This window comes from Streptomyces sp. NPDC107654 (assembly GCF_055639035.1).
This window is the reverse complement of sequence record NZ_JBVKBI010000005.1, coordinates 24,324-46,100: the sequence shown is the minus strand read 5'-3', so window position 1 is coordinate 46,100 and position 21,777 is coordinate 24,324. Positions and strand designations below refer to the sequence as shown.

Annotated in this window: 19 protein-coding genes; 9 read left to right on the top strand and 10 right to left on the bottom strand. The window is 71.6% G+C overall.

Annotated elements, in window-relative coordinates; genetic code table 11:
• The first annotated feature begins 21 nt into the window (after positions 1-21).
• The gene (locus ACZ7N4_RS10810) at positions 22-1,125 is read left to right on the top strand and encodes a dipeptidase (protein ID WP_471356289.1); all 1,104 of its coding nucleotides are present in this window, start codon (positions 22-24) and stop codon (positions 1,123-1,125) included.
• Positions 1,126-1,204: 79 nt separating this feature from the next.
• On the opposite strand, the gene ACZ7N4_RS10805 is transcribed toward ACZ7N4_RS10810, so the two are convergent.
• On the bottom strand, positions 1,205-2,362 hold the full coding sequence (locus tag ACZ7N4_RS10805) for an acyl-CoA dehydrogenase family protein (RefSeq protein ID WP_471356287.1): 1,158 nt from the start codon (positions 2,360-2,362) through the stop codon (positions 1,205-1,207).
• Positions 2,363-2,543: 181 nt separating this feature from the next.
• Between ACZ7N4_RS10805 and ACZ7N4_RS10800 the strand changes: the two genes are divergently transcribed.
• A complete protein-coding gene (locus ACZ7N4_RS10800) occupies positions 2,544-3,887 on the top strand; it encodes a UDP-glucose dehydrogenase family protein (RefSeq protein ID WP_471356284.1) in 1,344 nt (447 codons plus the stop codon).
• Positions 3,888-3,984: 97 nt separating this feature from the next.
• On the opposite strand, the gene ACZ7N4_RS10795 is transcribed toward ACZ7N4_RS10800, so the two are convergent.
• Positions 3,985-4,491, bottom strand: coding sequence for a CGNR zinc finger domain-containing protein (locus ACZ7N4_RS10795; RefSeq protein ID WP_471356281.1), 507 nt, complete (start codon positions 4,489-4,491; stop codon positions 3,985-3,987).
• An 85-nt stretch (positions 4,492-4,576) separates the two neighbouring features.
• On the opposite strand from ACZ7N4_RS10795, the gene ACZ7N4_RS10790 reads away from it, so the two are divergent.
• Entirely contained in the window at positions 4,577-4,942 is a 366-nt protein-coding gene (locus ACZ7N4_RS10790; RefSeq protein WP_471356278.1) for a VOC family protein, read from the top strand.
• Between the two features lie 20 nt (positions 4,943-4,962).
• The gene (locus ACZ7N4_RS10785) at positions 4,963-5,355 is read left to right on the top strand and encodes a VOC family protein (protein WP_471356276.1); all 393 of its coding nucleotides are present in this window, start codon (positions 4,963-4,965) and stop codon (positions 5,353-5,355) included.
• A 91-nt stretch (positions 5,356-5,446) separates the two neighbouring features.
• Here the strand turns inward: ACZ7N4_RS10785 and ACZ7N4_RS10780 are convergent, their stop codons facing one another.
• Both ACZ7N4_RS10780 and ACZ7N4_RS10775 read right to left on the bottom strand, forming a co-directional pair.
• Entirely contained in the window at positions 5,447-6,487 is a 1,041-nt protein-coding gene (locus ACZ7N4_RS10780) for an erythromycin esterase family protein (protein ID WP_471356274.1), read from the bottom strand.
• Between the two features lie 45 nt (positions 6,488-6,532).
• Complete coding sequence (locus ACZ7N4_RS10775) at positions 6,533-6,688, bottom strand: hypothetical protein (RefSeq protein WP_471356271.1); 156 nt, start codon at positions 6,686-6,688, stop codon at positions 6,533-6,535.
• 400 nt (positions 6,689-7,088) lie between these two features.
• Here ACZ7N4_RS10775 and ACZ7N4_RS10770 point away from each other — a divergent pair, with 400 nt between their 5' ends.
• Positions 7,089-7,436, top strand: a complete 348-nt coding sequence (locus tag ACZ7N4_RS10770; RefSeq protein ID WP_471357113.1) for a four-helix bundle copper-binding protein — start codon at positions 7,089-7,091, stop codon at positions 7,434-7,436.
• Between the two features lie 64 nt (positions 7,437-7,500).
• Here ACZ7N4_RS10770 and ACZ7N4_RS10765 read toward each other — a convergent pair whose 3' ends face one another.
• The gene (locus ACZ7N4_RS10765; RefSeq protein ID WP_471356269.1) at positions 7,501-8,781 is read right to left on the bottom strand and encodes an LCP family protein; all 1,281 of its coding nucleotides are present in this window, start codon (positions 8,779-8,781) and stop codon (positions 7,501-7,503) included.
• A gap of 118 nt (positions 8,782-8,899) precedes the next feature.
• Here ACZ7N4_RS10765 and ACZ7N4_RS10760 point away from each other — a divergent pair, with 118 nt between their 5' ends.
• Positions 8,900-9,460 carry an acyl-CoA thioesterase gene (locus ACZ7N4_RS10760; protein ID WP_471356265.1) on the top strand — a complete coding sequence of 187 codons (561 nt, stop codon included), beginning with the start codon at positions 8,900-8,902 and terminating at the stop codon, positions 9,458-9,460.
• An 88-nt stretch (positions 9,461-9,548) separates the two neighbouring features.
• Here ACZ7N4_RS10760 and ACZ7N4_RS10755 read toward each other — a convergent pair whose 3' ends face one another.
• On the bottom strand, positions 9,549-11,069 hold the full coding sequence (locus ACZ7N4_RS10755) for an LCP family protein (RefSeq protein WP_471356262.1): 1,521 nt from the start codon (positions 11,067-11,069) through the stop codon (positions 9,549-9,551).
• 127 nt (positions 11,070-11,196) lie between these two features.
• Here ACZ7N4_RS10755 and ACZ7N4_RS10750 point away from each other — a divergent pair, with 127 nt between their 5' ends.
• On the top strand, positions 11,197-12,225 hold the full coding sequence (locus ACZ7N4_RS10750; protein ID WP_471356259.1) for a glycosyltransferase family 2 protein: 1,029 nt from the start codon (positions 11,197-11,199) through the stop codon (positions 12,223-12,225).
• 103 nt (positions 12,226-12,328) lie between these two features.
• Here ACZ7N4_RS10750 and ACZ7N4_RS10745 read toward each other — a convergent pair whose 3' ends face one another.
• The 4 genes from ACZ7N4_RS10745 to ACZ7N4_RS10730 all read right to left on the bottom strand — a co-directional run bounded on the left by ACZ7N4_RS10745 (position 12,329) and on the right by ACZ7N4_RS10730 (position 18,134).
• The gene (locus ACZ7N4_RS10745) at positions 12,329-13,945 is read right to left on the bottom strand and encodes an LCP family protein (protein ID WP_471357111.1); all 1,617 of its coding nucleotides are present in this window, start codon (positions 13,943-13,945) and stop codon (positions 12,329-12,331) included.
• 129 nt (positions 13,946-14,074) lie between these two features.
• Positions 14,075-15,829, bottom strand: coding sequence for an LCP family protein (locus ACZ7N4_RS10740; protein WP_471356257.1), 1,755 nt, complete (start codon positions 15,827-15,829; stop codon positions 14,075-14,077).
• 239 nt (positions 15,830-16,068) lie between these two features.
• Complete coding sequence (locus ACZ7N4_RS10735; RefSeq protein ID WP_471356255.1) at positions 16,069-17,256, bottom strand: LCP family protein; 1,188 nt, start codon at positions 17,254-17,256, stop codon at positions 16,069-16,071.
• Between the two features lie 122 nt (positions 17,257-17,378).
• Complete coding sequence (locus tag ACZ7N4_RS10730) at positions 17,379-18,134, bottom strand: TIGR03089 family protein (protein ID WP_471356253.1); 756 nt, start codon at positions 18,132-18,134, stop codon at positions 17,379-17,381.
• A gap of 111 nt (positions 18,135-18,245) precedes the next feature.
• Between ACZ7N4_RS10730 and ACZ7N4_RS10725 the strand changes: the two genes are divergently transcribed.
• Together ACZ7N4_RS10725 and manB are read left to right on the top strand one after the other, a co-directional pair.
• Positions 18,246-19,832, top strand: a complete 1,587-nt coding sequence (locus ACZ7N4_RS10725; protein WP_471357108.1) for a peptidoglycan recognition protein family protein — start codon at positions 18,246-18,248, stop codon at positions 19,830-19,832.
• Positions 19,833-20,016: 184 nt separating this feature from the next.
• Entirely contained in the window at positions 20,017-21,099 is a 1,083-nt protein-coding gene (gene manB, locus ACZ7N4_RS10720) for a mannose-1-phosphate guanylyltransferase (protein WP_471356250.1), read from the top strand.
• The last annotated feature ends 678 nt before the right edge of the window (positions 21,100-21,777 follow it).

The following is a 21,777-nucleotide window of genomic DNA, read 5'->3' as shown; positions in this document are numbered from 1 at the left end:
CGACGACGCACGGAGCCCGCCATGGCCGACCTCCAGGACGACATCCCCTTCACGACCGAGGTCGGCGAGGACGACAGCCTGCCGGACGACCCCTTCGTCCGGTGGCAGCCGGACGGCGAGCTGCTGGAGCGGGCCCACGCCCTGCTCGACACCCACCCGGTCGCCGACGGCTACAGCGGCCTGCCCTGGGCGCTGCGCCATCTGCCCTGGTACGACCTGGAGCTCGGCGAGGCCGCCATCGACACGGACGTGCCCCGGCTGCGCGAGGGGCACGTCGGCGCGCTCTTCTGGTCCCTGCACCTCCCCGGGGAGCCGGGCCCCGACCGGGCGGTGACGGCGGCCCTGGAGCAGCTGGACCTGGTGCGCACGGTGGTCGAGTCCCACCCGGAGGGCCTGCGGCTGGTGCGCACCGCCGGACAGATCATCGACGCCCGCAACTGCGGCCGGGTCGCCGTGGTGCTCGGCCCCGCGCCCGGCGCCGCGCTGGACGACTCCCTCGGCCTCCTGCGCATCCTGCACTCCCTGGGGCTGCGCGTGCTCACCCTCGCCGGCACCGCCTGGGCGGGAGAGACCGGACTGACCCGCTTCGGGGAGGAGGTCGTGCGCGAGATGAACCGGCTCGGCGTGCTCGCCGACGTCTCCGGCGCCTCCCCGGACACCGTCGAGCGGACCATCGCCCTGTCCAAGGCCCCCGTCCTGTGCAGCCGCTCGGCCGCCAGGGCCCTGCGCCCGCACCCGGCCAACCTGGGCGACGGGCTGCTCGCCGCCCTGGGCGAGGCGAAGGGGCTGTGCATGGTGCCGCTCACCGCGGAGCAGACCGGCCCGACCGTCCCGGACGTCGCCGACCACCTCGACCACGTCCGCGAGGTGGCCGGCCCCGAGTGCGTCGGCCTGTCCGGCACCTACGACTCCGGGGCCGTCCACCCCCGCGACCTCGCCGACGCCTCCCGCTACCCGCACCTGATCGCGGAACTGCTGCGCCGAGGCTGGTCCGAGACCGAGCTGTCCCTCCTGACCTGGCGGAACGTACAGCGGGTCCTGCGCAGCGCGGACTTCGCGGCCCGCGCGGCACAACAACGCCGGGAGGCGTCCAACGCCCGGATCAGCGAACTGGACCTCACCTAGCCGGACATGACGGCTCCTTCGGCGGCCGGGAACGAACGGCCCCAGGCTCCGCTCCGCAGCCAGGGCAGTGGTGTCTCCGCTAGGGCAGGTTCCTCGCCATCACGATCCGCTGGACCTGGTTCGTGCCCTCGTAAATCTGAGTGATCTTGGCGTCGCGCATCATGCGCTCCACCGGGTAGTCGCGGGTGTAGCCGTAGCCGCCGAGGAGCTGGACGGCGTCGGTGGTGACCTCCATGGCGACGTCCGAGGCGAAGCACTTGGCGGCGGCGCCCAGGTAGGTGAGGTCGGCGTCGCCGCGCTCGGAGGCGGCGGCGGCCTGGTAGGTGAGGGCGCGCGCCGCCGAGATCTTCATCGACATGTCGGCGAGCATGAACTGGATGCCCTGGAAGTCGGCGATCGGCTTGCCGAACTGCTTGCGCTCCTGGACGTAGCCCTTGGCGTAGTCGAGGGCGCCCTGGGCGCAGCCGAGGGCCTGGGCGGCGATGGTGATGCGGGTGTGGTCCAGGGTCTTCATGGCCGTCAGGAAGCCGGTGCCCTCCTCGCCGATCATGCGGTCGGCGGGGATGCGGACGTTGTCGAAGTAGACCTCGCGGGTCGGGGAGCCCTTGATGCCCAGCTTCTTCTCCGGGGCGCCGAAGGAGACGCCCTCGTCCGACTTCTCGACGACGAACGCGGAGATGCCCTTGGAGCGCTTGGAGGGGTCGGTGACCGCCATGACCGTGTAGTACTCGGAGACGCCCGCGTTGGTGATCCAGCGCTTGACGCCGTTGAGCACCCAGTGGTCGCCGTCGCGGACGGCCTTGGTCTTCATGCCGGCCGCGTCCGAGCCCGCCTCCGGCTCGGACAGGCAGTACGAGAACATCGCGTCGCCCTTGGCGAGCGGCGTCAGGTACTTCTTCTTCAGCTCCTCGCCGCCGGAGAGGATCACCGGGAGAGAGCCGAGCTTGTTCACCGCGGGGATGAGGGAGGAGGAGACGCAGGCGCGGGCGACCTCCTCGATCACGATGACCGTGGCGAGCGCGTCGGCGCCGGCGCCGCCGTACTCCTCCGGTACGTGCACGGCGTGCAGGTCGCCTGCGACGAGGGCGTCGAGGGCCTCCTGCGGGAAGCGGGCCTCCTCGTCCACCGCCGCGGCGTACGGCGCGATCTTCGCCTCGACCAGCGAACGGACGGCGTCCCGGAGCATGTCGTGCTCCTCGGACGGGCGGTACAGGTCGAAGTCAGCCGATCCGGCCACGGTCTCTCACGCTCCAAAGACGCAGTGATACTGACGCTAATTACCGTTAAGTAACTCAAATTTTAGAGCCCCGCTCCGACCCCGCCTACGTGAGCTACGCGACAGCGGGGAAATTGCCCGTCGGAGCGCCCGACTATGCTCGGGGGCCGCATCACCGACGTACCCGAGCTGGAGCGCATCCATGAGCCTGAAGATCACCGTGATCGGCACCGGCTACCTCGGCGCCACCCACGCCGCGGCCATGGCCGAGCTGGGCTTCGAGGTGTTGGGCCTGGACGTCGTACCGGAGAAGATCGCCATGCTGGAGCGCGGCGAGACACCCATGTACGAGCCGGGGCTCCAGGAACTGCTGCGCCGGCACGTCGCCGGGATCGCGGGGTCCACCGGCCGGCTGCGGTTCACCGTGGACTGGGCCGAGGCCGGTGCCTTCGGTGATGTGCACTTCGTCTGCGTGAACACCCCGCAGAAGCACGGCGAGTACGCGTGCGACATGAGTTACGTCGACTCCGCGATCGCCTCCCTCGCCCCGCATCTGCACGGCCCCGCCCTGGTCGTCGGCAAGTCGACGGTGCCGGTGGGCTCCGCCGACCGGCTGGCCGCCTACCTCGCCGAGCACGCCCCGGCCGGCGCCGACGCCGAGCTGGCCTGGAACCCGGAGTTCCTGCGCGAGGGCTTCGCCGTCCAGGACACCCTGCACCCGGACCGGATCGTCGTGGGCGTGCGCAGCGAGCGCGCCGAGAAGCTGCTGCGCGAGGTGTACGCCGGCCCGGTCGGCGAGGGCACGCCGTTCGTCGTCACCGACTTCCCGACCGCCGAGCTGGTGAAGACGGCCGCGAACTCCTTCCTCGCCACCAAGATCTCCTTCATCAACGCGATGGCCGAGGTGTGCGAGGCGGGCGGCGGTGACGTGGCCAAGCTCGCCGAGGCCATCGGGTACGACGACCGGATCGGCCGCAAGTTCCTGCGCGCCGGCATCGGCTTCGGCGGCGGCTGCCTGCCCAAGGACATCCGGGCGTTCATGGCCCGCGCCGGCGAGCTGGGCGCCGACCAGGCACTGACCTTCCTGCGCGAGATCGACTCCATCAACATGCGCCGGCGCGGCGCGATGGTCGAGATGGCCCGGGAGGCGCTCGGCGGCGGCTCCTTCCTCGGCAAGCGGGTCGCGGTGCTCGGTGCCACCTTCAAGCCCGACTCGGACGACGTCCGCGACTCGCCCGCGCTGAACGTGGCCGGCCAGATCCACCTCCAGGGCGGCCAGGTGACCGTGTACGACCCGAAGGGCATGGACAACGCCCGCAAGGTCTTCCCGACGCTGGGCTACGCCGACTCGGCGCTGTCGGCCGTCCGGGGCGCCGACATCGTGCTGCACCTGACCGAGTGGCAGGAGTTCCGCGAGCTGGACCCGGCCGCGCTCGGCGAGGCGGCGACCGCACGGGTGATCCTCGACGGCCGCAACACCCTCGACCCGGAGCTGTGGCGGCGGGCCGGCTGGACGTACCGGGCGATGGGCCGGCCCACGGCGTAGGGGCCCGTACCCGGGACCCGCATGGCGACGCCGGTTCGGCCGAGGCTCAGTCGGCCGAACCGGCGTCTGTCCGCATTCTGCACCACACCGTGCGACCTCACGCGCCCTTCGCCCGGTACCGCCGCATCTTCACGCGGGCACCGCAGACCTGCATCGAGCACCAGCGGCCGCGTCCTGCCGGGCTGCGGTCGTAGTACGCCCAGTGGCAGGTCGGGGCCTCGCACGCCTTGAGCCGGGTCCAGGTGCCGGCCACCAGCGCCTCGGCGACGGCGGCGGCGACCCGGGAGGGAAGCGGGCCCGTGTCGGCGGGCGCCAGGCGCGCCGAACCGTCCTCCTCGTCCACGGCGACGTACAGCGGGGCCCGCGCCAGCAGGGCGTTCAGCGGGGTCACCGCGCGGTGCGGCGGGTGGCCGGCGTGGGCGAGCAGCGCCGCCCGCAGCGACTCGCGCAGCTCCCGGGCCTCGGCCAGGCCGGCCTCCGCGACCCCGAGCCGGGCCCGCCCCTCCGGCGTGTCCAGCGAGTCGGCGCCCGTCTCGATGTCCAGCGTGTTCACCAGGGCCTCGACCAGGGCCAGGCCACCGGGAGCGGCCGATCTCTCGCTCATGCTTGCGACGTTACCCCCGATGCGGGAGCATGCAGTAACCGTTACCGGTTACCCGGCTCTGTGGGTAACGCCAGAGGAGGTAGTCATGGCTCTCGCCAAGCTCGACGTCGTGGTGCTGGACTGTCCCGACCCCCGCGCGCTGGCCGGCTTCTACGCCGGTGTGCTCGGCGGCACGGTGGAGGGAGGTCCCGAGAGCGAGTGGGTCGACCTGAAGGTGCCGGGCGGGCCGGCGCTCGCCTTCCAGAAGGCGCCCGGGTTCGTGCCGCCGCAGTGGCCCGCGGCCGACCACTCGCAGCAGTTCCACCTGGACCTGGTGGTGGACGACCTGGACACGGCCGAGAAGGGGGTGCTGGAGCTGGGCGCCCGGCCGCTGGACACGGAGGACCGGGAGCGGACGTTCCGTGTCTACGCCGACCCGGCTGGGCACCCGTTCTGCCTCTGCGCATGCTGACCCGCTCGGGAGGAGAAACCATGGCGTCCGTGGCCCGGCTCCGCAACGTCGTCCTCGACTGCCCCGATCCGCACGCGCTGGCCGCCTTCTACGCCGCGGTGGCCGGGGGGACGCCGCAGCCGGAGGACGACGACTGGGTCGTCCTCCAGGTCCCGGACGGGCCGCGGCTGGCGTTCCAGCGGGCGGAGGGTCACACCCCGCCGGACTGGCCGCGCGCGGACCACAACGGCCAGCAACTGCACCTGGACTTCGACGCGGGCCCGACCTGGGCGGACGTCGACAGGGCCCACGAACGCGTCCTCGCGCTCGGCGCCCGCCCGCTGGATCCGGAGGACCGGGAGAAGAAGGACTTCCAGGTGTACGCCGACCCGGCCGGCCACCCGTTCTGCCTGTGCCGGATCGAGCGGTCATGACGGGGTCTTGAGTCACCGCATCCACCGCATTCGGACAGGTGACTTCGGGCTACGCGTGGTTCTCCGGTGCTGCGGGGCCGGCTCCACGTCTTCAGGACAGCGGCTCTGAGGGCGTGGAGGTGGCCACGTAGGCGAGTCCGTCGAAGGTACGGCCCAGCACCGTGGGGGTCATGTGGAAGCGATAGGTCACCCGTGGGACGGCCGCACCGAACGACCGTACGAACTGCTGGTCGCCGAGCCACTGCTCGACGGCGGGCAGCGCCTGGCCGGCACGGAGGTCGACCAGGTGGTTATCCGGGTTGGCCGCGGCGAGTCGGCCCTCGACGGACCTCGGTCCCGCGGCACTGATCCGGTGCTTGCGGGGCCGACGCGTCGCCGAGTTCCCCGGACGCGCGCGGAAGGCACCCTCGCCGAAGAGGAGGCCCAGGGCGTAGTAGCCCTCGCCGTACTGTGTCCGGAGGTGCCGTCCCATGGCAGGCACATCCATGGCGTAGTGATCGGTCGAGACGTGGCCGTTGTGGGCCCATACGGCGATGCTCCCGGCGGACCGCTCCTCCAGGGAGACGACGGCCTCCGCCATGTAGCGGTCGCGGGTGGCCAGGGCGCCCGCTTCCGGGGTGTCAGCGCGCAGGGGACGGTGGGCGACGTCGGCCACGGCCACGACGGCGCGCACGTGCCCAAGGACGCGATCGACCGTCTTCCCGCCCACGCGTCCGACGAGTTTTGTCCTGTGCTCTTCCAGGAACCGCAGCAGTCCACGGGCCTCGTCGAGAGCTTGTCTTACGGCGGCCCCGCCGGCTCCCGGCTTGACGTCGGCCAGCGCGCCGACCGGGCCGTCCAGGACTCCTGCCTGTTCAGGCGCGACGGTGGGCAGGAGTTCGCGGAGGGTGACGAGGGAGTGCGCACACAGCTGCGGGTCGATCCCGACGAAACGCACGACGCGTTCCGGGGATGCCGTGCGATTGTGTTCGCGCATCCATTCCACGACGGCGAGCATGTCGTGGGTCCGCCAGGTCCAGAAACCGAGGCGGGCGAGTGCGTCCGCGACGTTTCCCGTGCCGTTCACGACGTAGTCGTCGACCGCCTGCGCGGCGGAGGCGCTGGCTTCCATGGCCAGTGCGGTGAAACCCATTTCACGGACGAGGAACCGGAGTAATCGGTGTTTCAGCCGGAAGAATTATGCGGTTCCGTGCGTCGCCTCCCCCATGCCTAGGACGCGTACGTCTTTCAGTACGTCGAGCAACGGCTGGAGATCGTCGTCCGAGGCCTCGACGTCAAGGCTCTTCAGCGGCGAAGCGTTCTCTTTCAGCCACCGCCGGAGTTCGTCGGTCATCGCCTCTTCCCTTCTTACCGCCATCGGCTCCGTAGGTAAGCGAGACGGTTTCTCACGCACCGCTCCGGCCGGCGAGCCTAGCTTCTCCCTGAAGACACAAGGGAGTTGGAGAGGAAGCTTTCGGTCGAGAGCTCCGCGAGGTCCTCCGCCGCGGCGGCCCATCCGTGCACCAGACCCACACCGGCCGAATTGAGCACGACCTCGTCCACGCCGGCTGTAGCGTTCGTCCGTGCCGACTCCGGAATACGTCCCGAGCCGGCATGAAAGATCTTCAGGCTTCCCGTGGGCCGGGAAGCCGTACCCCGACATGCGGGACACCGCTCCCCGTCGTAGGACGGAAGCACACGGGACCCGGTCCGGGTCCCACCGCCTCCGAGGAGGAGCCGTGACCCAGTCCGGAATGATGCCTGCCCTGACCCAGCAGATGCAGGACTGCATCGAGGCCTGCATGAACTGCCACAACATGTGCGAGGAGACCATGAGCTCCTGCATGCAGCAGGGCGGTCAGGCGCAGATGCAGGTCATGCGCGCGCTCATGGACTGCTCCGAGACGACCCGCATGTGCGCCGACATGATGATGCGGCGCTCTCCCATGGCGGGCGAGATGTGCGCGGTCTGCGCGCGGGCCTGTGACATGTGCGCCGAGGCGTGTATGTCCATGCCGGACGACCAGCAGATGATGCGCTGTGCCGAGGCGTGTCGCCGCTGCGCGGAGACCTGCCGGGCGATGGCGGGCGCCAGCATGTGAGCCCACCGCGACACGGCCGGGGGCACCCACGCGGGGTGCCCCCGGCCCGGTGCGCGCGACGGTGTCAGTTACCGGAGACGGTGACCTTCTCGTCCTTGTTCAACTCGTCCACCAGCGTCTTCACCTTCGCCTTGTCCCAGACGAGGTTGCCGCCGGAGGAACCGGAGATCGGCATGTTCATCGACGTGCCGTCGCCGCCGCTGACGCCCTTCATCGCCCAGAACATCGAGGCCAGGTCCCACAGCGACATGTCCTTGTCGACGATCAGCGAGTCCAGGCCCGCGCCCATGGTCGGGTAGAACTTGAACGGGTTCAGCACCGTCGACGGCGTGGCCACCTGGTGGGCCAGCGCGGCCAGGAACTTCTGCTGGTTCTTGGTGCGCTGCAGGTCGGACGCGGCGAACGCGTGCCGGGTACGGACGAAGGCGAGCGCCTGCTGGCCGTTCAGGGTCTGCTTGCCGGCCTTAAAGTCGGCGCCGGACCACTTGTCCTTGAAGCCCTTGTCGATGGTGATGTCGACGCCGCCGACCGCGTCCACGATGCTCGCGAAGCCCTGGAAGCCGATCTCCACGTAGTGGTCGATGTGCAGTCCGGTGTTGGCTTCGATCGCGCGGACCAGCAGCGTCGGCCCGTCCTCGGCGTAGGTCGCGTTCAGCTTCGCGTGCCGGCCCTGCGCGGGGTAGGTCTTCCCGGACGTCGAGCCCTGGTACGACGGCACCACCACGTCCGAGTCGCGCGGCAGCGAGATCAGCGTGTCGCCGTTGTCACCGACGTGCAGGATCATCATCGAGTCCGTGCGCTTGCCCTCGGCGCCGCCGGTGTGCAGCTTCTTCTCGTCCTCCTTGGACATGCCCTCACGGCTGTCCGAGCCGACGATCAGGTAGTTCGTGCCCTCGCCCGCCTCCGGCCGGTCGATGACCTTGGACAGGTCCACCTCGCGGCGCAGCTTGGAGTCGGCCCAGAAGTAGGTCGCGACCGAGGTGACGACCAGCAGGCTCGCCAGCGTGATCGCCGTCCACTTGATCCGGCGCCGCCAGTTCGGCGCGGGCCGCGGGGCACGGGGGGGAGCACCCGCCGTACCGCCCGGGCCCCGGCCGCCGGGGCCGCCGTAGACCTGGCCCGTGTTGTAGCCGCTGTCGTAGTCGCCGTAGCCGGCGCCCTCCTCGTGCCCCCGGCCGTCGACGTACGACGGCTGCTGCGGCACACCGGCCGTGTACGGCGGCGTCGCCGGGCCACGCCGCACCTGGCGCATCACACGGGCACCCTCCGGCTGTGCGCCGGCGCTGCCGCGTCCGTAGCGCGGGCCGCGGTTGTCGTCGGACCATCCCTCGGGCCAGTCATTCATGCGCCCCAGTGTGCAGGGCGCCGATATGTGCTCGACAAGGGATGTCGGAAAATCAGGGCGCTGCTGTTGCGAACCCGACACAAATTCCGCGAATGCCCGTCGGCATAAGGTGGAGGGCATGACAGATCAGGCCACGGACAGGGATCCGGACATGGAACCGGACATCCCGGGCAAGCCCACGTCCGCCTCGCGCACCACCCTCAGCCACATCATGACCCACAGCGACACCAACCTGCTGGGGACGGTGCACGGCGGAGTGATCATGAAACTCGTCGACGACGCGGCGGGCGCGGTGGCCGGCCGGCACTCCGGCGGCCCCGCCGTCACCGCCTCCATGGACGAGATGGCGTTCCTGGAGCCGGTCCGCGTCGGTGACCTGGTCCACGTCAAGGCGCAGGTGAACTGGACCGGCCGAACGTCCATGGAGATCGGTGTCCGGGTCCTCGCCGAGCGGTGGAACGAGTCCGCCCCGGCCACCCAGGTCGGCTCGGCCTACCTGGTCTTCGCGGCCGTCGACGCCGACGGCAAGCCGCGCCGCGTGCCGCCGGTCATACCCGAGACCGACCGCGACCGCCGCCGCTACCAGGAGGCCCAGATCCGCCGCACGCACCGCCTGGCCCGCCGCCGGGCGATCAGGGAACTGCGGGAGAAGCGGGCGGCGGAGGGGTTCGAGGACTAGGACTCCTCGGCGGGGGACCGGAGTCCTCAACGAGGGCTGGAGTCTCCTCAGCGGGGACCCGCGCCCCCGCGGCGGGGACCCGAGCCCCTCAGCACACCACCTCGTTGCCCCGCACCACGCTGTCCTCCGGCTGCGCCGGGTCCTCGAACCGTACCTTCCGTACGTTCTTGAAGTCCGCGCCCGCCGTCACCTTCAGCAGCGGCCCCTGCCCGGGCACCGCCCGCAGCTCGCTGCCCGGCAGGGCCGCCGCCAGGGAGCGGGCGGAGCGGTCCCAGCGGGGGTCGTAGAAGACCACCGTGCGCGGCACGTGGGTGGGCGCGGTCACCGGCCGGCGGGTGGTGGCGAAGCCGGTCGCCGCGAGCGCCGTGTCGACCCGCTTGGCCAGCCCGATCGTGCCGGTGCCGTTCGCCACCTGCACCCGGATCGTGTCCGGGGCCACCTCCACCGGCACCGGGGCCCGCCCGGGGTCGCGGTGCGGCCGGTCCACGCTGAGCGGCTTGTCGTCGCGCAGCGACCGGAACAGCTGCTCCGCCCTGGCCGGGTCCCACTTCAGGGTCGAGCCGATGCCCTTGACCGGGAAGTTCATCTGCCCGATGGGGACGGTGGTGAACTCCGACGAGGACGGCGCGAAGTTCCGCATCGCCCGGCCGAGGTCGAGCAGCTCGTCGGTGCCGAAGCCCGCGTCGGCGCGGACCGAGCCGAGCACCGCCCGGGTCACGTCCCGGAACCGCATCGGGTTCAGCAGCACCCCGGAGGAGGTCGCCTTGTCGAGCAGCGCGGCCAGGAACCGCTGCTGCCGCTTCATCCGGCCCAGGTCGCTGGCGCCGTCGAGGTGCCGGGCGCGCACGTACTGGAGCGCCTGCCCGCCCCGCAGGGTGTAGGTGCCCGGAGCGAGGTCGAGCCCGGTGTACCTGTCCTTCAGCGGCGTCGGCGTGCACACCCGGACCCCGCCGAGCACGTCCACGGTCCGCATGAAGCTGGTGAAGTCGACCTCCAGGTAGTGGTCGATCTTCACGTGGGTCATGTTCTCGACGGTGCGGATGGTCAGCTGGGGGCCGCCCTCGGCGTAGGCCGCGTTGAGCTTGACCGGGTGCGGGCCGTGCCGCCGCCCGGAGTTCTGGTCGACGTGCGCGGGCATCTCGGCGTAGGAGTCACGCGGCAGGCTCACCACCGTGGCCCGCTCCCGGTCCTCCGAGATGTGCACGATCATCATCGTGTCGGTGCAGTGGCAGGGCTGCCCGCCCAGCCGGTATGCGCGCCGGTCCCGCTCGCTGACCTTGTCGCGGCCGTCGGTGCCGACCAGCAGCAGATTCATGCCGTGGCCGGCCCGGGGCCGGTTCTTCATGTCCTTGAAGGCGTCGATCCGGGCGATGCCCGCGTCCAGACTGGTGACGACCGCGTGCCCGATCCCCGCGGAGGCGAGCACCACCACCGACAGCGTGGTGACCGCCCGCATGGCCCAGCGCGGCCGCCGCGGCGGACGGACGGACCGCACCGGCCGTTCGGACTGGTGCGGCACCCGGCGGGGCGGCTGCGGGCGGCGCCGCTGCCTGGGGGCGCCTGCCGCGCTCGTGCCGGTGGGGGAGGGGGAGCGGGGCGGACTGGGCAAGGAGGACACCTCCGGACGAGGCCGTACGTGGGATCCGTGAGCACAGTAGGCCGATACGATCTCCAGCCCGCGCCGCCACCCGGCGGCGCGCATCCGTGTCCCCCGTTCGCGGTAACGTGAGGCCCCTATGAACGCCAAGCCCGACGTGCGGCTCCCCGCCGTGTCAGTGATCATGCCCGTCCTCAACGAGGAGCGGCATCTGCGCGGGGCCGTCGAAGCGATCCTCGCGCAGGAGTACGCCGGCGAGATGGAGGTCGTGATCGCCCTCGGTCCGTCCACGGACCGCACGGACGAGATCGCGGCCCGGCTCGTGGCGGAAGACGCGCGCGTGCACACCGTCCCGAACCCGACCGGCCGCACCCCGGCCGCGCTGAACGCGGCGATCAAGGCGTCCCGGCATCCGATCGTGGTCCGGGTCGACGGCCACGGCATGCTCTCGCCGAACTACATCGCGACCGCCGTGCGCCTCCTGGAGGAGACCGGCGCCCAGAACGTCGGCGGCATCATGCACGCCGAGGGCGAGAACGACTGGGAGCACGCGGTCGCCGCCGCGATGACCTCGAAGATCGGCGTCGGTAACGCTGCCTTCCACACCGGCGGCCAGGCCGGCCCCGCCGAGACGGTCTACCTGGGCGTCTTCCGCCGTGAGGCGCTGGAGCAGCAGGGCGGTTACAACGAGGAGTTCATCCGCGCCCAGGACTGGGAGCTGAACTTCCGGATCCGCGAGGCGGGCGGGCTGATCTGGTTCTCGCCCGAGCTGAGGGTGTCGTACCGGCCTCGGCCGTCGGTGCGGGCGCTGGCCAAGCAGTACAAGGACTACGGCCGCTGGCGGCACGTCGTCGCCCGCTACCACTCCGGCTCCATCAACCTGCGCTACCTCGCCCCGCCGACGGCGGTGTGCGCGATAGCGGCGGGCCTGGTCGTCGGCGCGGCGCTGACCCCGTGGGGACTCGTGATCCCGGGCGGCTACCTGGCCGCGATCGTGGCGGGCTCCGTCCCGGCCGGCAAGGGGCTGCCCCTGAAGGCCCGGCTGCAGATCCCGGTGGCCCTCGCCACCATGCACATGGCCTGGGGCTGGGGCTTCCTGACCAGCCCGAAGTCCCTGGCGAGGAAGGTCATCGCCTCCCGGCGGCCCGCGGTCCTCGACACCGTCTGACGGAAGCCGGAAAGCGGAAGCCGGAAGCCAGGAGTCAGAGGCCGGAAGCCGCGAAGGGTCCCTCCCCTGCTCGGGGAGGGACCCTTCCGCGTACGCCGGTCCGTCAGTGCCACTGGTAGGGCTTGTACACGTCCATGCAGTCCGCCTTGTCCGAGGCGTTGACGGCGTCGGTGCCCTCGGGCAGGTCGCCCGCCTTCGGCTTGGACTGCTTGGGGTAGGCGCTGCCCGTGCGCCAGTCCGCGCCGACGACGACCGTGACCCCCGACACGTCCGTCGACTTCTGCACCTGGCTCATCGGGATGCCCAGCGCCTTCGCGACGGCCTGCGCGTCACCCTCCAGGTCGGCGCTCGGGTACCGCACCACCGTCTTGTCCTCGGAGAGGCTCCCCGAGGCGTCGGCCTGCGCCCGGGCGTAGCCCTTGCCCACCAGCTCCTGGCCGATCGCCGACGCCCGCTGCTGCACCGGTGCCTCGGTGGAGGTGCGGGTGGCGTTCTGCACCAGCACTCCCAGCCGGGCCGCGTCGAGCGAGGGCTTCTTCGCCGGCTTGTCCTTGCCCGCGTCCTTCTTCCCGCCGGACTTCCCGCCGTTCTTGTCGAACGGCACGTCGTCCCGGAGCATCTGCCACACCCGGTCGGCCTTGGGCTTGTCCGGTATGACGTGGTTGTCGGGGTCGTTCGGGTCCGGGATCCTGGGCATCGTCAGACTCGTCACGCGGTCCGTCGGCACGGACTTCATCTCCATGCCCAGGTCGTACAGCTTCTTGACCGTGCCGATCTCCTCGGAGACCTTCAGGGACTTGGTGGCCGCCTCGGCCAGGTCCGTCAGCCTGCCGGTGTCGGTGAACACGCTCTGCTTCTTCAGCGTGCGGATCATCGAGTTCAGGTACATGTGCTGGGCGCGGGCCCGCATCAGGTCGCTGCCCCAGGCGTGCCGGGTGCGCAGCCACTGCAGGGCCTGCTCGCCCTGCACCTTGTGCGATCCCCTCGTCAGCTTCAGGCCGGAGCCGCCGCGCTGACTGGGGGTCGAGTGGTCCCAGACGTTCTGGTTCACGCACACCTCGACACCGCCGATGGCGTCCGCCATCCGCACCACGCCCGCGAAGTCGATCGTCATCCAGTGGTCGATGTAGACCCCGGTGAGGTCCTCCCAGGTGAGCAGCGTGCAGCCGGCCCCGCCGCGGGCCAGGGTGACGTTGATGATGTCGGTCGTCTCGGGGTAGACCTTGCCGCTCTGGGGGTCCTTGCACTCCGGGATGTGCACCCGGGTGTCCCGCGGGATGCTGACCATCGAGGCGCTCTTGCGGTCCGCCGAGAGGTGGATGAGCATCTGAACGTCCCCGAGCGGCGGGTCGCCGACGTGGTCCCTGCTGCCGCCGAGCTTCAGGTTCTCCTTGGAGTTCCTGCTGTCGGAGCCGATCAGCAGGATGTTGAGCGGGGTCTGGCCGGCCGCGTTGGGCGCCGTGCGGTGGGCCTTGGAGTCGTCGCCGTTGGCGCGCTTGCCCTTCTGGATGTTGCTGTTGAGATGCTGGTAGTACAGGTATCCGGCGCCCGCGGTGCCGAGTATCACCACCGCCAGCACGGTCGCCGACCAGCGCAGCACGCGCCGTCTGCGCCGGCGTCTGTCGACTTTGGGACCGCCGGCCCGCCGCCCGCCCCCGCCGCCGCGCTCGCGGCGGCCGGAACGCGCCGGCGCGTCCGTGGTCTTCGACGTGAGCGACATCGTGTCCTCGACCGCCGGAGCCTTCCCGCGCACCTCGCTCTGCGCCAACTCCCTGCCCTCCCCACCCTTGCGCCAAGCAACGGGCCCGTCCCGCGTCGGGTTAGACGCACGACGGGCCCCTTGGGTTACCTACGAGGCGCACTTCACCTTGTCTGCCGTGGACTTGTCGACGTCCGGAGCCTTCGCCGACGGAGTGAGGGAGACCCCCGCACCCTTGAAGTCCTTGCCCAGGGTCAGCGTCATCGCCGGCAGCCCCTGGGAGTTGGTCACGCTCTTGCCCGGCTTCAGCGCGGCCCCGGACAGGCCCATGATCGCGGCCAGCCGACGGGCCTGGGCCGCCTGGTCGGGCGCGTACTCCAGGGTGGTCCTGCTCGACGGGGCGGGCGCGTTGCCGTCGTTCTCCGACTTGGTCACGCCCTCGTCGTTCTGCAGCCAGCTCAGCACCGCCTGCGCGCTCCCGGCCGCGGCCCCGCCGTTGAGGATGCGCACCCGCACCTCGGAGGCGGGCGCCTTGGTGCCCTTGAGGCGGGCGGCCTGGGCGCTCTTCTCCGCCTTCTGCTTCTTCTTCACGTCGCTGAAGGAGACGTCGTTCTTGATGGCGTCGAACACCGCCGGGGCCTTCGACTCGTTGAGGACGACCGTGCTCTTGACCTTCTCCGCCGGGTTGTCCACCACCGGCACCGTGGTGAAGGTCAGGTTCTTCGGGTTGAGCTTGCCCAGCTCCAGCCCCAGGTCCTTCAGCTTGCCGATGCTGTCCAGCTTGTCGTCCACGGTGAGGGCCTTGGTGCCCGCCTCCGCCAGCTTCACCATCTTCGTCGGGCTGCTGAGGGTGTCGTTCCCCTTCAGCTTGCGCATCAGCGCGCTCAGGAACTGCTGCTGGAGCCCGATCCGGCTCAGGTCGCCGCCGAAGCCGACGGAGTGCCGGGTGCGCACGAACGCCAGCGCCTGCTCACCGGAGATGTTGTGCGTGCCCTCGGACAGCTTCAGGTGCGAGTCCTTGTCGTCGATGTCCTTGGCCAGGCAGACCTCGACGCCGCCGACCGCCTCGGTCAGCGTCTTGACCGCGTTGAAGTCGGCCACCATGAAGTCGTCCGGCTTGATCCCGGTCAGCTCGGTCACCGTGCGCATGGTGCAGCTCGGCGTACGGTCGTCCTGCCCGAGGCTCGTGTTGAAGCGGGCGCCCTCGGAGCCCGGGATGACCTTCTGGCTGCCGTCCTCCTGCTGGGTCGGGCAGTCCGGGACGTTCACGATCAGGTCGCGCGGGATGCTCAGCGCGGTCGCGTTGGACCGGTCCTTGGAGACGTGCAGCAGGATCGTGGTGTCCGCGTGGCCGACGCTGCCCGAGTCGCCGTAGCCCTCGTTGCCCTTGCCGGTGCGCTTGTCCGTGCCGATCAGCAGGATGTTGATCGCCTCGTCCTTGCGGAAGCCGCCGGTGCCGGCGCCGTCGTCGGACACGGACGTGATGTTGTCGTTCAGGTGCTTGATGTAGAGGTAGCCGGCGGCCGTCACGGCGACCAGGACGAAGGCCATGGAGCCTCCGGTCCACAGCAGTATCTTCTTCGCCGTCGACTTCTTCTTCACCGGCCGCCGGGACGCGCGCCGCCCCTGCGGTGCCTCCGGCTCGGCGGCCCGGCGGCGGGCCGCGCGCGGGGCCGGCACCTCGGCGCCGCGCCCGCCGGACGGCTGCCGGGTCTCCCCGGCCGGCCGTCGCGCGCGCCCGCCCGGCGCACCACCGTCCCGGGGGGACGGTCTGCGCGGTCCGGGCACCGGCGACTGCGCTGCGGAAGGGCTCAGTCGCAGTTCGTATTCGCCGGTGTTCGGATTGAGTACCCACTGGTCTGCGGGATCGATGTTGTCCGCCCGCCCACGGCCTTGCGCGTCCACGGTTGTCCGAATCCTCCGTCGGGGCCACGCGGCGCCTTCCCCCTCCAAGGCGCTCGGGTCTCGGTGAATCGGTGCACGGCCCCGACAAAGCCCGTCGGACCTCGCGGCCAGGTGCACCGGATCGCTCACACTATCCGCCCAGTTCAGCGTCGAGCGACGCCGGTGACAAATTCCACCTGCCTACAACCGGGCAATCCCCCTCATTTTCTGAACGGAAGTTCTCCCTTTGCGCCGCGCGGCTACGCACAAGTCTGTTCGGCGGCGGTGTTCCCGCGGAAGGTCGGCGCGGGCGAGGGGCCGTCCGGACCGCCCGATCCTGTGTCGGAGCCGGGAATTTTCTGTGGATCCTCCGGACTCACCGCCACCGGCTGGTCGTTCCGCAGCCGCTCGAACAGCTTCTCGGCCTCCGGCTCCACGAGTTGGTCACGGTTGGAGTCGTAGACGTACGACTCCCTCGGCACGGTCAGGAACTGGGTCCGTTCCGTGGGGATGTCGCGCAGCCCGCGCACCAACTGGTACAAGCCACGCAGACTGGCTATTTCCGGATCGGTGGTCAGCGCGGAGGTCGCCGCGTCCAGCACCGGGTACAGCTTCACCGGGTTCAGCAGGACGTCGTCGCTCTGGACCTTGTTGACGAGTGCGCCGAGGAAGCGCTGCTGCCGTTCCATCCGCTCGGTGTCGCTGCCGTTCCCGAGCGACTTGCGGGTCCGTACGAACCCGAGCGCCTGCTCCCCGTCGAGCGTGACCTTCCCCGCGGGCAGCCGCAGCTTCGCCGCCTTGTCGTCGATGGGCTCCTTCAGACACACCTGGACGCCGTCGACGGCGTCCACCATCTCCTTGAACCCGTGGAAGTCCACGACCATGTGGTGGTCGACGCGGATGCCGGTCAGTTTCTCGACGGTCCGGATCGTGCACGCCGAACCACCCATCTGGAAGGCGTGGTTGAACATCGCGAACACCGGGTCGCTGCGCCTGCCGTCCGCCTGCCGGCAGCCCGGGATGTCCACCATCAGGTCCCGGGGCAGCGAGACGGCGGTGGCGCTGTGCCGGTCGGCGGCCAGGTGCAGCAGGATCGTGGTGTCCGACCGCTCGCTGCCGAGGTCCCTGCCGTACTTGGCGTTGCCGTCCCCCGCGCGGGTGTCGGACCCGATCAGCAGGATGTTCTGCGCGTCCTTCACCAGCGCGGTGGGCCGCTCCCGGTCGTACCGGGCGAGTTCGGCCGCGGCCGCGGCGTCCGCGGTGATGTTGCCGCTCAGCTTGGCGTACACGGCCCAGCCGGCCCCCGCGGCCGCGACGAGGAGTACGGCCGCCCCCAGCGCGCCGCCGCGCAGCCAACGCAGCCTGCGGCGTCGTGTCAGCCCGTCGCCGGTGGCGGAGGCCCCCGCTCCCGGACCGGGACCGAGGGGTCTGCCTGCGGTGTCGGTCACGGTGGGGCCATCCCCTCATGGCGTACGAACGTCGCGTCCTGCACTTACGACGATGGCGGGGAGGGGGGCCGGCAGCGCCCTTTGTTACTCCGAACGGGGGACCGGTGTCCGTGCCGTCGGGCTTACCGTCGTACCGCCGTCACCCTCTCGTTCTCGATCCGCCGGGCGAGGCCGTCCTCGTCCAGCCGGTCCAGGTTCCGGCACAGCACCACGGAGCCTCCCACGGCCAACGGCGAGAACAGCCCCGCGCTCAGCCCCTCCCAGGTGTCGTACGGCAGTCCGGACAGCAGCCTCGACCCGGGCCCCGTCAGGTCCAGCGCAGCCGCCTGCGCGGAGGCCCGCTCCACGACCTCCGCCCCGCTGAACTCCCGTCCCGCGACGATCAGCGCCGGCTCCCGCGGGTCCACCGGGGCGAACGGGGCGAACCGGTCACCCTGTCCCGGCACTTCCACGGCGTAGTCGAGGAAGCCCTCCGGTGCCTGCGGGAACCGCCCGCCCAGCGGCCGCAGTGCCAGCGCCACCCGCTCCCCCCGGCAGGCGCGCGCGGCGTCCAGCGTGTCCGGCCCGCTCACCACGACGTCGGCCGCGGCGGGATCGCCGGCGACGTCCGCGACCGCGCCCACCGAGGAGCAGGCCAGCAGCCACACCGCCGTCTGCCAGTGCGCGGGCAGCAGCAGCGCGACCCGGTCGCCGGGCCCGGCGGAGAGGTCACCCTGGAGCAGGTTCGCGGTCTTGGCCACCCAATTGGCGAACGTGGCCACGGACAGTTCGACGCGTTCGCCCGTGGCGTCGTCGTAGAAGGTCACCAGCGGGCGGCCGGGGTCCGTGGCGAGCGCGGAAGACAGCAGGTCGGCGGGGGTGCGATCGGTGGCGTTCACCCGGCACAGGGTACGCGCGGGCGGTCGGGCGCGGCGGATGGCGGTGCCACCGGTTCGGCGGAACGCCTCCCGACACACCGTCAGTTCCTTGATGGACATGTATGTATGACTATGTCCAAGATCAGGCACATGCGTGGATTCCTTACTTCCTGTCCCGGCGTCTCCCCGCTCACCGCCCGCTCGATCGGCGTCGCCTTCGCCACGGCCCTCGCCCTCGCCCCGGCCGGTCCGGCCGCCGCCGTCACGCCGGCCGGGTCCGCCGTCGCCGGTACGCCGCCCCGGTCCGCCGTCGCCGGTACGCCGGCCGGGTCCGCGGTCCCCGGGAGCACCCGGTCGCTGCCGCTCGCCCCCGTCTCCCGGGAGCGCGCGCTCGGCGCGGCTCCGGAACAGGGCCTGTATCGCACCGGCCTGGCGCGGTTCGCACTGGTCGGCGTGGTCTGGGACGACCCGGCCGCCGAGCTGCACGGCCGGGTGCGGGTGCGCACCCGGTCCGCGGCGACGGGGGAGTGGTCCGGCTGGCAGGACGTCGAGACGCACCAGGCCGACCACGGTGCCGACACGGGTACGGCGGAACGCTCCTCCGGGCGGGTGCGCGGGGGGACCGCGCCGCTGTGGGTGGGCGACGCGGACGGCGTGGACGTACGGGTGCGCGCGGACGACGCCGGGGAGGCGCGGGGGGCGCGAGGGGCGCGTGCGGGAGGGCTGCGGTCCGTGCTGCCGTCGGGACTGCGGCTGGAGCTGGTGGATCCCGGAGAGGACACGGGGCGGACCGGGGCGACGGCGGGGACGAAGCCGACCGCGGCTGTGAAGGGGGTGCCGGCGGCCGGTGGGGCCGGGGAGGCGGGGCGGGACTCCGGGGAGGGGGGTGAGGCGGTGCGGGACTCCGGGGAGGCGGTGCCCGGGAACCGGCCGGCCGACGACCCGCCCCACACCGCCCTGGACACCGAGGCCGCGCTCGCCGCCTCGGCCGCCAACGCCGACATCACCGACTTCGGCTCCTACGCGATCCCCGAACTGGACCGGCAGGCCACCGAACGCGAGCTGGCCCGTCTCCAGGTCCCGGGAGTCCAGGACCCCGCGCGGGCCAAGCCGTACGTCGGACCGCGCCCGCGGATCGTCACCCGCCGCGGCTGGGGCGCGGACGAGTCACTGCGCGAGCACGGGTTCGTCTACACGAAGACGATCAAGGCGGCCTTCGTCCACCACACCGCCACCGGCAACACGTACACCTGCGCCCAGGCCCCGTCCGTCATCCGCAGTATCTACCGCTACCACGTCAAGAGCATGGGCTGGCGGGACATCGGCTACAACTTCCTCGTGGACAAGTGCGGAACCCTCTACGAGGGCCGTGCCGGGGGCGTCGCCAAGGCGGTGCTCGGCGCGCACACCCTCGGGTTCAACACGAACAGCATGGGCATCGCCGTGATCGGCACGTACACCACGACCAAGCCGGCGGCCGGCGCGGTGACGGCCGTGGCCCGGCTCACCGCGTGGAAGCTCGGGCTCTACGGGGTCGATCCCCGCGGAAAGACATATCTCACGTCGGGCGGTGGCAACCTCTACCCCAAGGGGAAGAACGTACGGCTGAACGTGGTCTCCGGCCACCGGGACGGGTACGCCACCGAGTGCCCCGGCAAGCGGCTCTACGCCAGGCTCGGCACCGTCCGTTCCAGCGCGGCGACGTACCAGGGGCGCTGAGGCCGGGGCCTGCGTTCACCGCCGTCGGAGGGACGGGTGCGGCGGCTCGGGGGAAAACGCGCATCGATCTCGCGGGACACCGCGCGGCCGTCGAGGGCCTCGTCGCACGGTCTGCATACACTGACCGGCCGAAAAGAGTGCGACGAACAGTTCGGCCGGTCCCGGCAGGAAGCAGAGACGACAGGTGACAGAAGCGATCCTCCTGGTCGGCGGCAAAGGAACCCGGCTGCGACCGCTCACGGTGCACACGCCGAAGCCGATGGTCCCGGCCGCCGGGGTGCCGTTCCTCACCCACCAGCTGGCGCGGGCGCGGGCGGCGGGCGTCGACCACATCGTCCTCGCTACCAGTTATCTGGCCGAGGTCTTCGAGCCGTACTTCGGGGACGGCTCCGGGCTGGGCCTGCACCTCGAGTACGTGACGGAGGAGGAGCCCCTCGGCACGGGCGGGGCCATCCGCAACGTCGCCTCCCGGCTGCACTCCGGTCCCGACGACCCGGTGCTGATCTTCAACGGCGACATCCTGACGGGGCTGGACATCGGGGCCCTGGTGGACACCCACGAGTCGACGGGCGCCGACGTCTCGCTCCACCTGACGAAGGTGACGGACCCGCGCGCCTACGGCCTCGTCCCCACCGACGAGACCGGCCGGGTCCTCGCCTTCCTGGAGAAGCCGCAGACGCCGGAGGAGATCGTCACCGACCAGATCAACGCGGGCGCGTACGTCTTCAGACGCTCGCTGATCGACATGATCCCGGCCGGCCGTCCCGTCTCCGTGGAACGCGAGACCTTCCCCGGTCTGCTGGCCGCCGGCGCGCATCTGCAGGGCATGGTCGACTCCACCTACTGGCTGGACCTCGGCACCCCGGCCGCCTTCGTCCGCGGCTCGGCCGACCTGGTCCTCGGCCGCGCGCCGTCCCCGGCGGTACCGGGCCGCTGCGGCGACCGCCTCGTCCTTCCCTCGGCCACGGTGGCGCCGGACGCCAAGCTGACGGGCGGCACGGTGGTGGGGGAGGGCGCGTCCGTGGCGGAGGGCGCGCGAATCTACGGCTCCACCATCCTCCCCGGCGCCGTCATCGAACCCGGCGCCGTCATCACCGACTCCCTGATCGGCACCCGGGCCCGCGTCGGCGAGCGCTCCGTCCTCACCGGCACGGTCATCGGCGACGGCGCGGTCGTGGGCGCCGACAACGAGCTCCTCCAGGGAGCCCGCGTCTGGTGCGACGCCCGCATTCCGGCGGGAGCGGTGCGCTTCTCCTCCGACCAGTAACCCCTTACCCTGCTGCCCAGGGGCTGCGCCCCGGCCCCCACTTCGGACGCTGCACCCGGGGGCTGCACCCGGGGGCCGCGCCCCAGTCCCCGTCGCCCCGTCTGCCATGCGGGGCCCGTCAGCCGTCCGCGGGCCGTCGAGGGTTGCTCGCGCAGTTCCCCGCGCCCCTGTCGGGGCGCTGCAGCGCCGTCGGCTGCACAGCACCGCCACCGCCGCGAGCAGTCGTCCCGCCCCGGACCGCCCACCAGCCGTCCCGCCCCAGCCGCGGGCAGTCGTGCCGCTGGGACGGCGCCCGCCCGGCAGCGGCTGTCCAGCCGCCCTCGCTGTGGGCAGTGGTGTCGCTGGGGGTCAGCCTCCCGCTCCAGCCGCGGGCGGTCGTGCCGCTGGGGCGGCGCCCGCCCGGTAGCGGCTGCCCAGTCGCCCTCGCTGTGGGTAGTGGTGTCGCTGAGGGCTTACCTCCCGCCCCAGCCGCGGGCAGTCGTGCCGCTGGGGCGGCACGGGTGGGCGCGGCGGCACCCCGTCAGCGCGGGCGAGCGGTCCGACCCCCGCCCAGCGGGAACACCCCGCACCTGCCAGCATCGGTGAGCGGACTCAACCCAGCACAGCGCCCCGCACCTGCCGGCACCGGTGAGCGAACCCAGCCCCGCACAGCGCAGCGCCGGCACCGGTGAGCGAACC

Excerpts from the sequence above, each read along its gene's own strand:
- ACZ7N4_RS10785 (WP_471356276.1), top strand. The coding sequence starts at position 4,963 with ATGGCGTCCGTGGCCCGGCTCCGCAACGTCGTCCTCGACTGCCCCGAT.
- ACZ7N4_RS10770 (WP_471357113.1), top strand. The coding sequence starts at position 7,089 with ATGATGCCTGCCCTGACCCAGCAGATGCAGGACTGCATCGAGGCCTGC.
- ACZ7N4_RS10775 (WP_471356271.1), bottom strand. The coding sequence starts at position 6,688 with ATGACCGACGAACTCCGGCGGTGGCTGAAAGAGAACGCTTCGCCGCTG.
- ACZ7N4_RS10765 (WP_471356269.1), bottom strand. The coding sequence starts at position 8,781 with ATGAATGACTGGCCCGAGGGATGGTCCGACGACAACCGCGGCCCGCGC.
- ACZ7N4_RS10810 (WP_471356289.1), top strand. The coding sequence starts at position 22 with ATGGCCGACCTCCAGGACGACATCCCCTTCACGACCGAGGTCGGCGAG.
- ACZ7N4_RS10780 (WP_471356274.1), bottom strand. The coding sequence starts at position 6,487 with ATGGGTTTCACCGCACTGGCCATGGAAGCCAGCGCCTCCGCCGCGCAG.
- ACZ7N4_RS10795 (WP_471356281.1), bottom strand. The coding sequence starts at position 4,491 with ATGAGCGAGAGATCGGCCGCTCCCGGTGGCCTGGCCCTGGTCGAGGCC.
- ACZ7N4_RS10745 (WP_471357111.1), bottom strand. The coding sequence starts at position 13,945 with ATGTCGCTCACGTCGAAGACCACGGACGCGCCGGCGCGTTCCGGCCGC.
- ACZ7N4_RS10725 (WP_471357108.1), top strand. The coding sequence starts at position 18,246 with ATGTCCAAGATCAGGCACATGCGTGGATTCCTTACTTCCTGTCCCGGC.
- ACZ7N4_RS10760 (WP_471356265.1), top strand. The coding sequence starts at position 8,900 with ATGACAGATCAGGCCACGGACAGGGATCCGGACATGGAACCGGACATC.
- ACZ7N4_RS10790 (WP_471356278.1), top strand. The coding sequence starts at position 4,577 with ATGGCTCTCGCCAAGCTCGACGTCGTGGTGCTGGACTGTCCCGACCCC.
- ACZ7N4_RS10750 (WP_471356259.1), top strand. The coding sequence starts at position 11,197 with ATGAACGCCAAGCCCGACGTGCGGCTCCCCGCCGTGTCAGTGATCATG.
- ACZ7N4_RS10800 (WP_471356284.1), top strand. The coding sequence starts at position 2,544 with ATGAGCCTGAAGATCACCGTGATCGGCACCGGCTACCTCGGCGCCACC.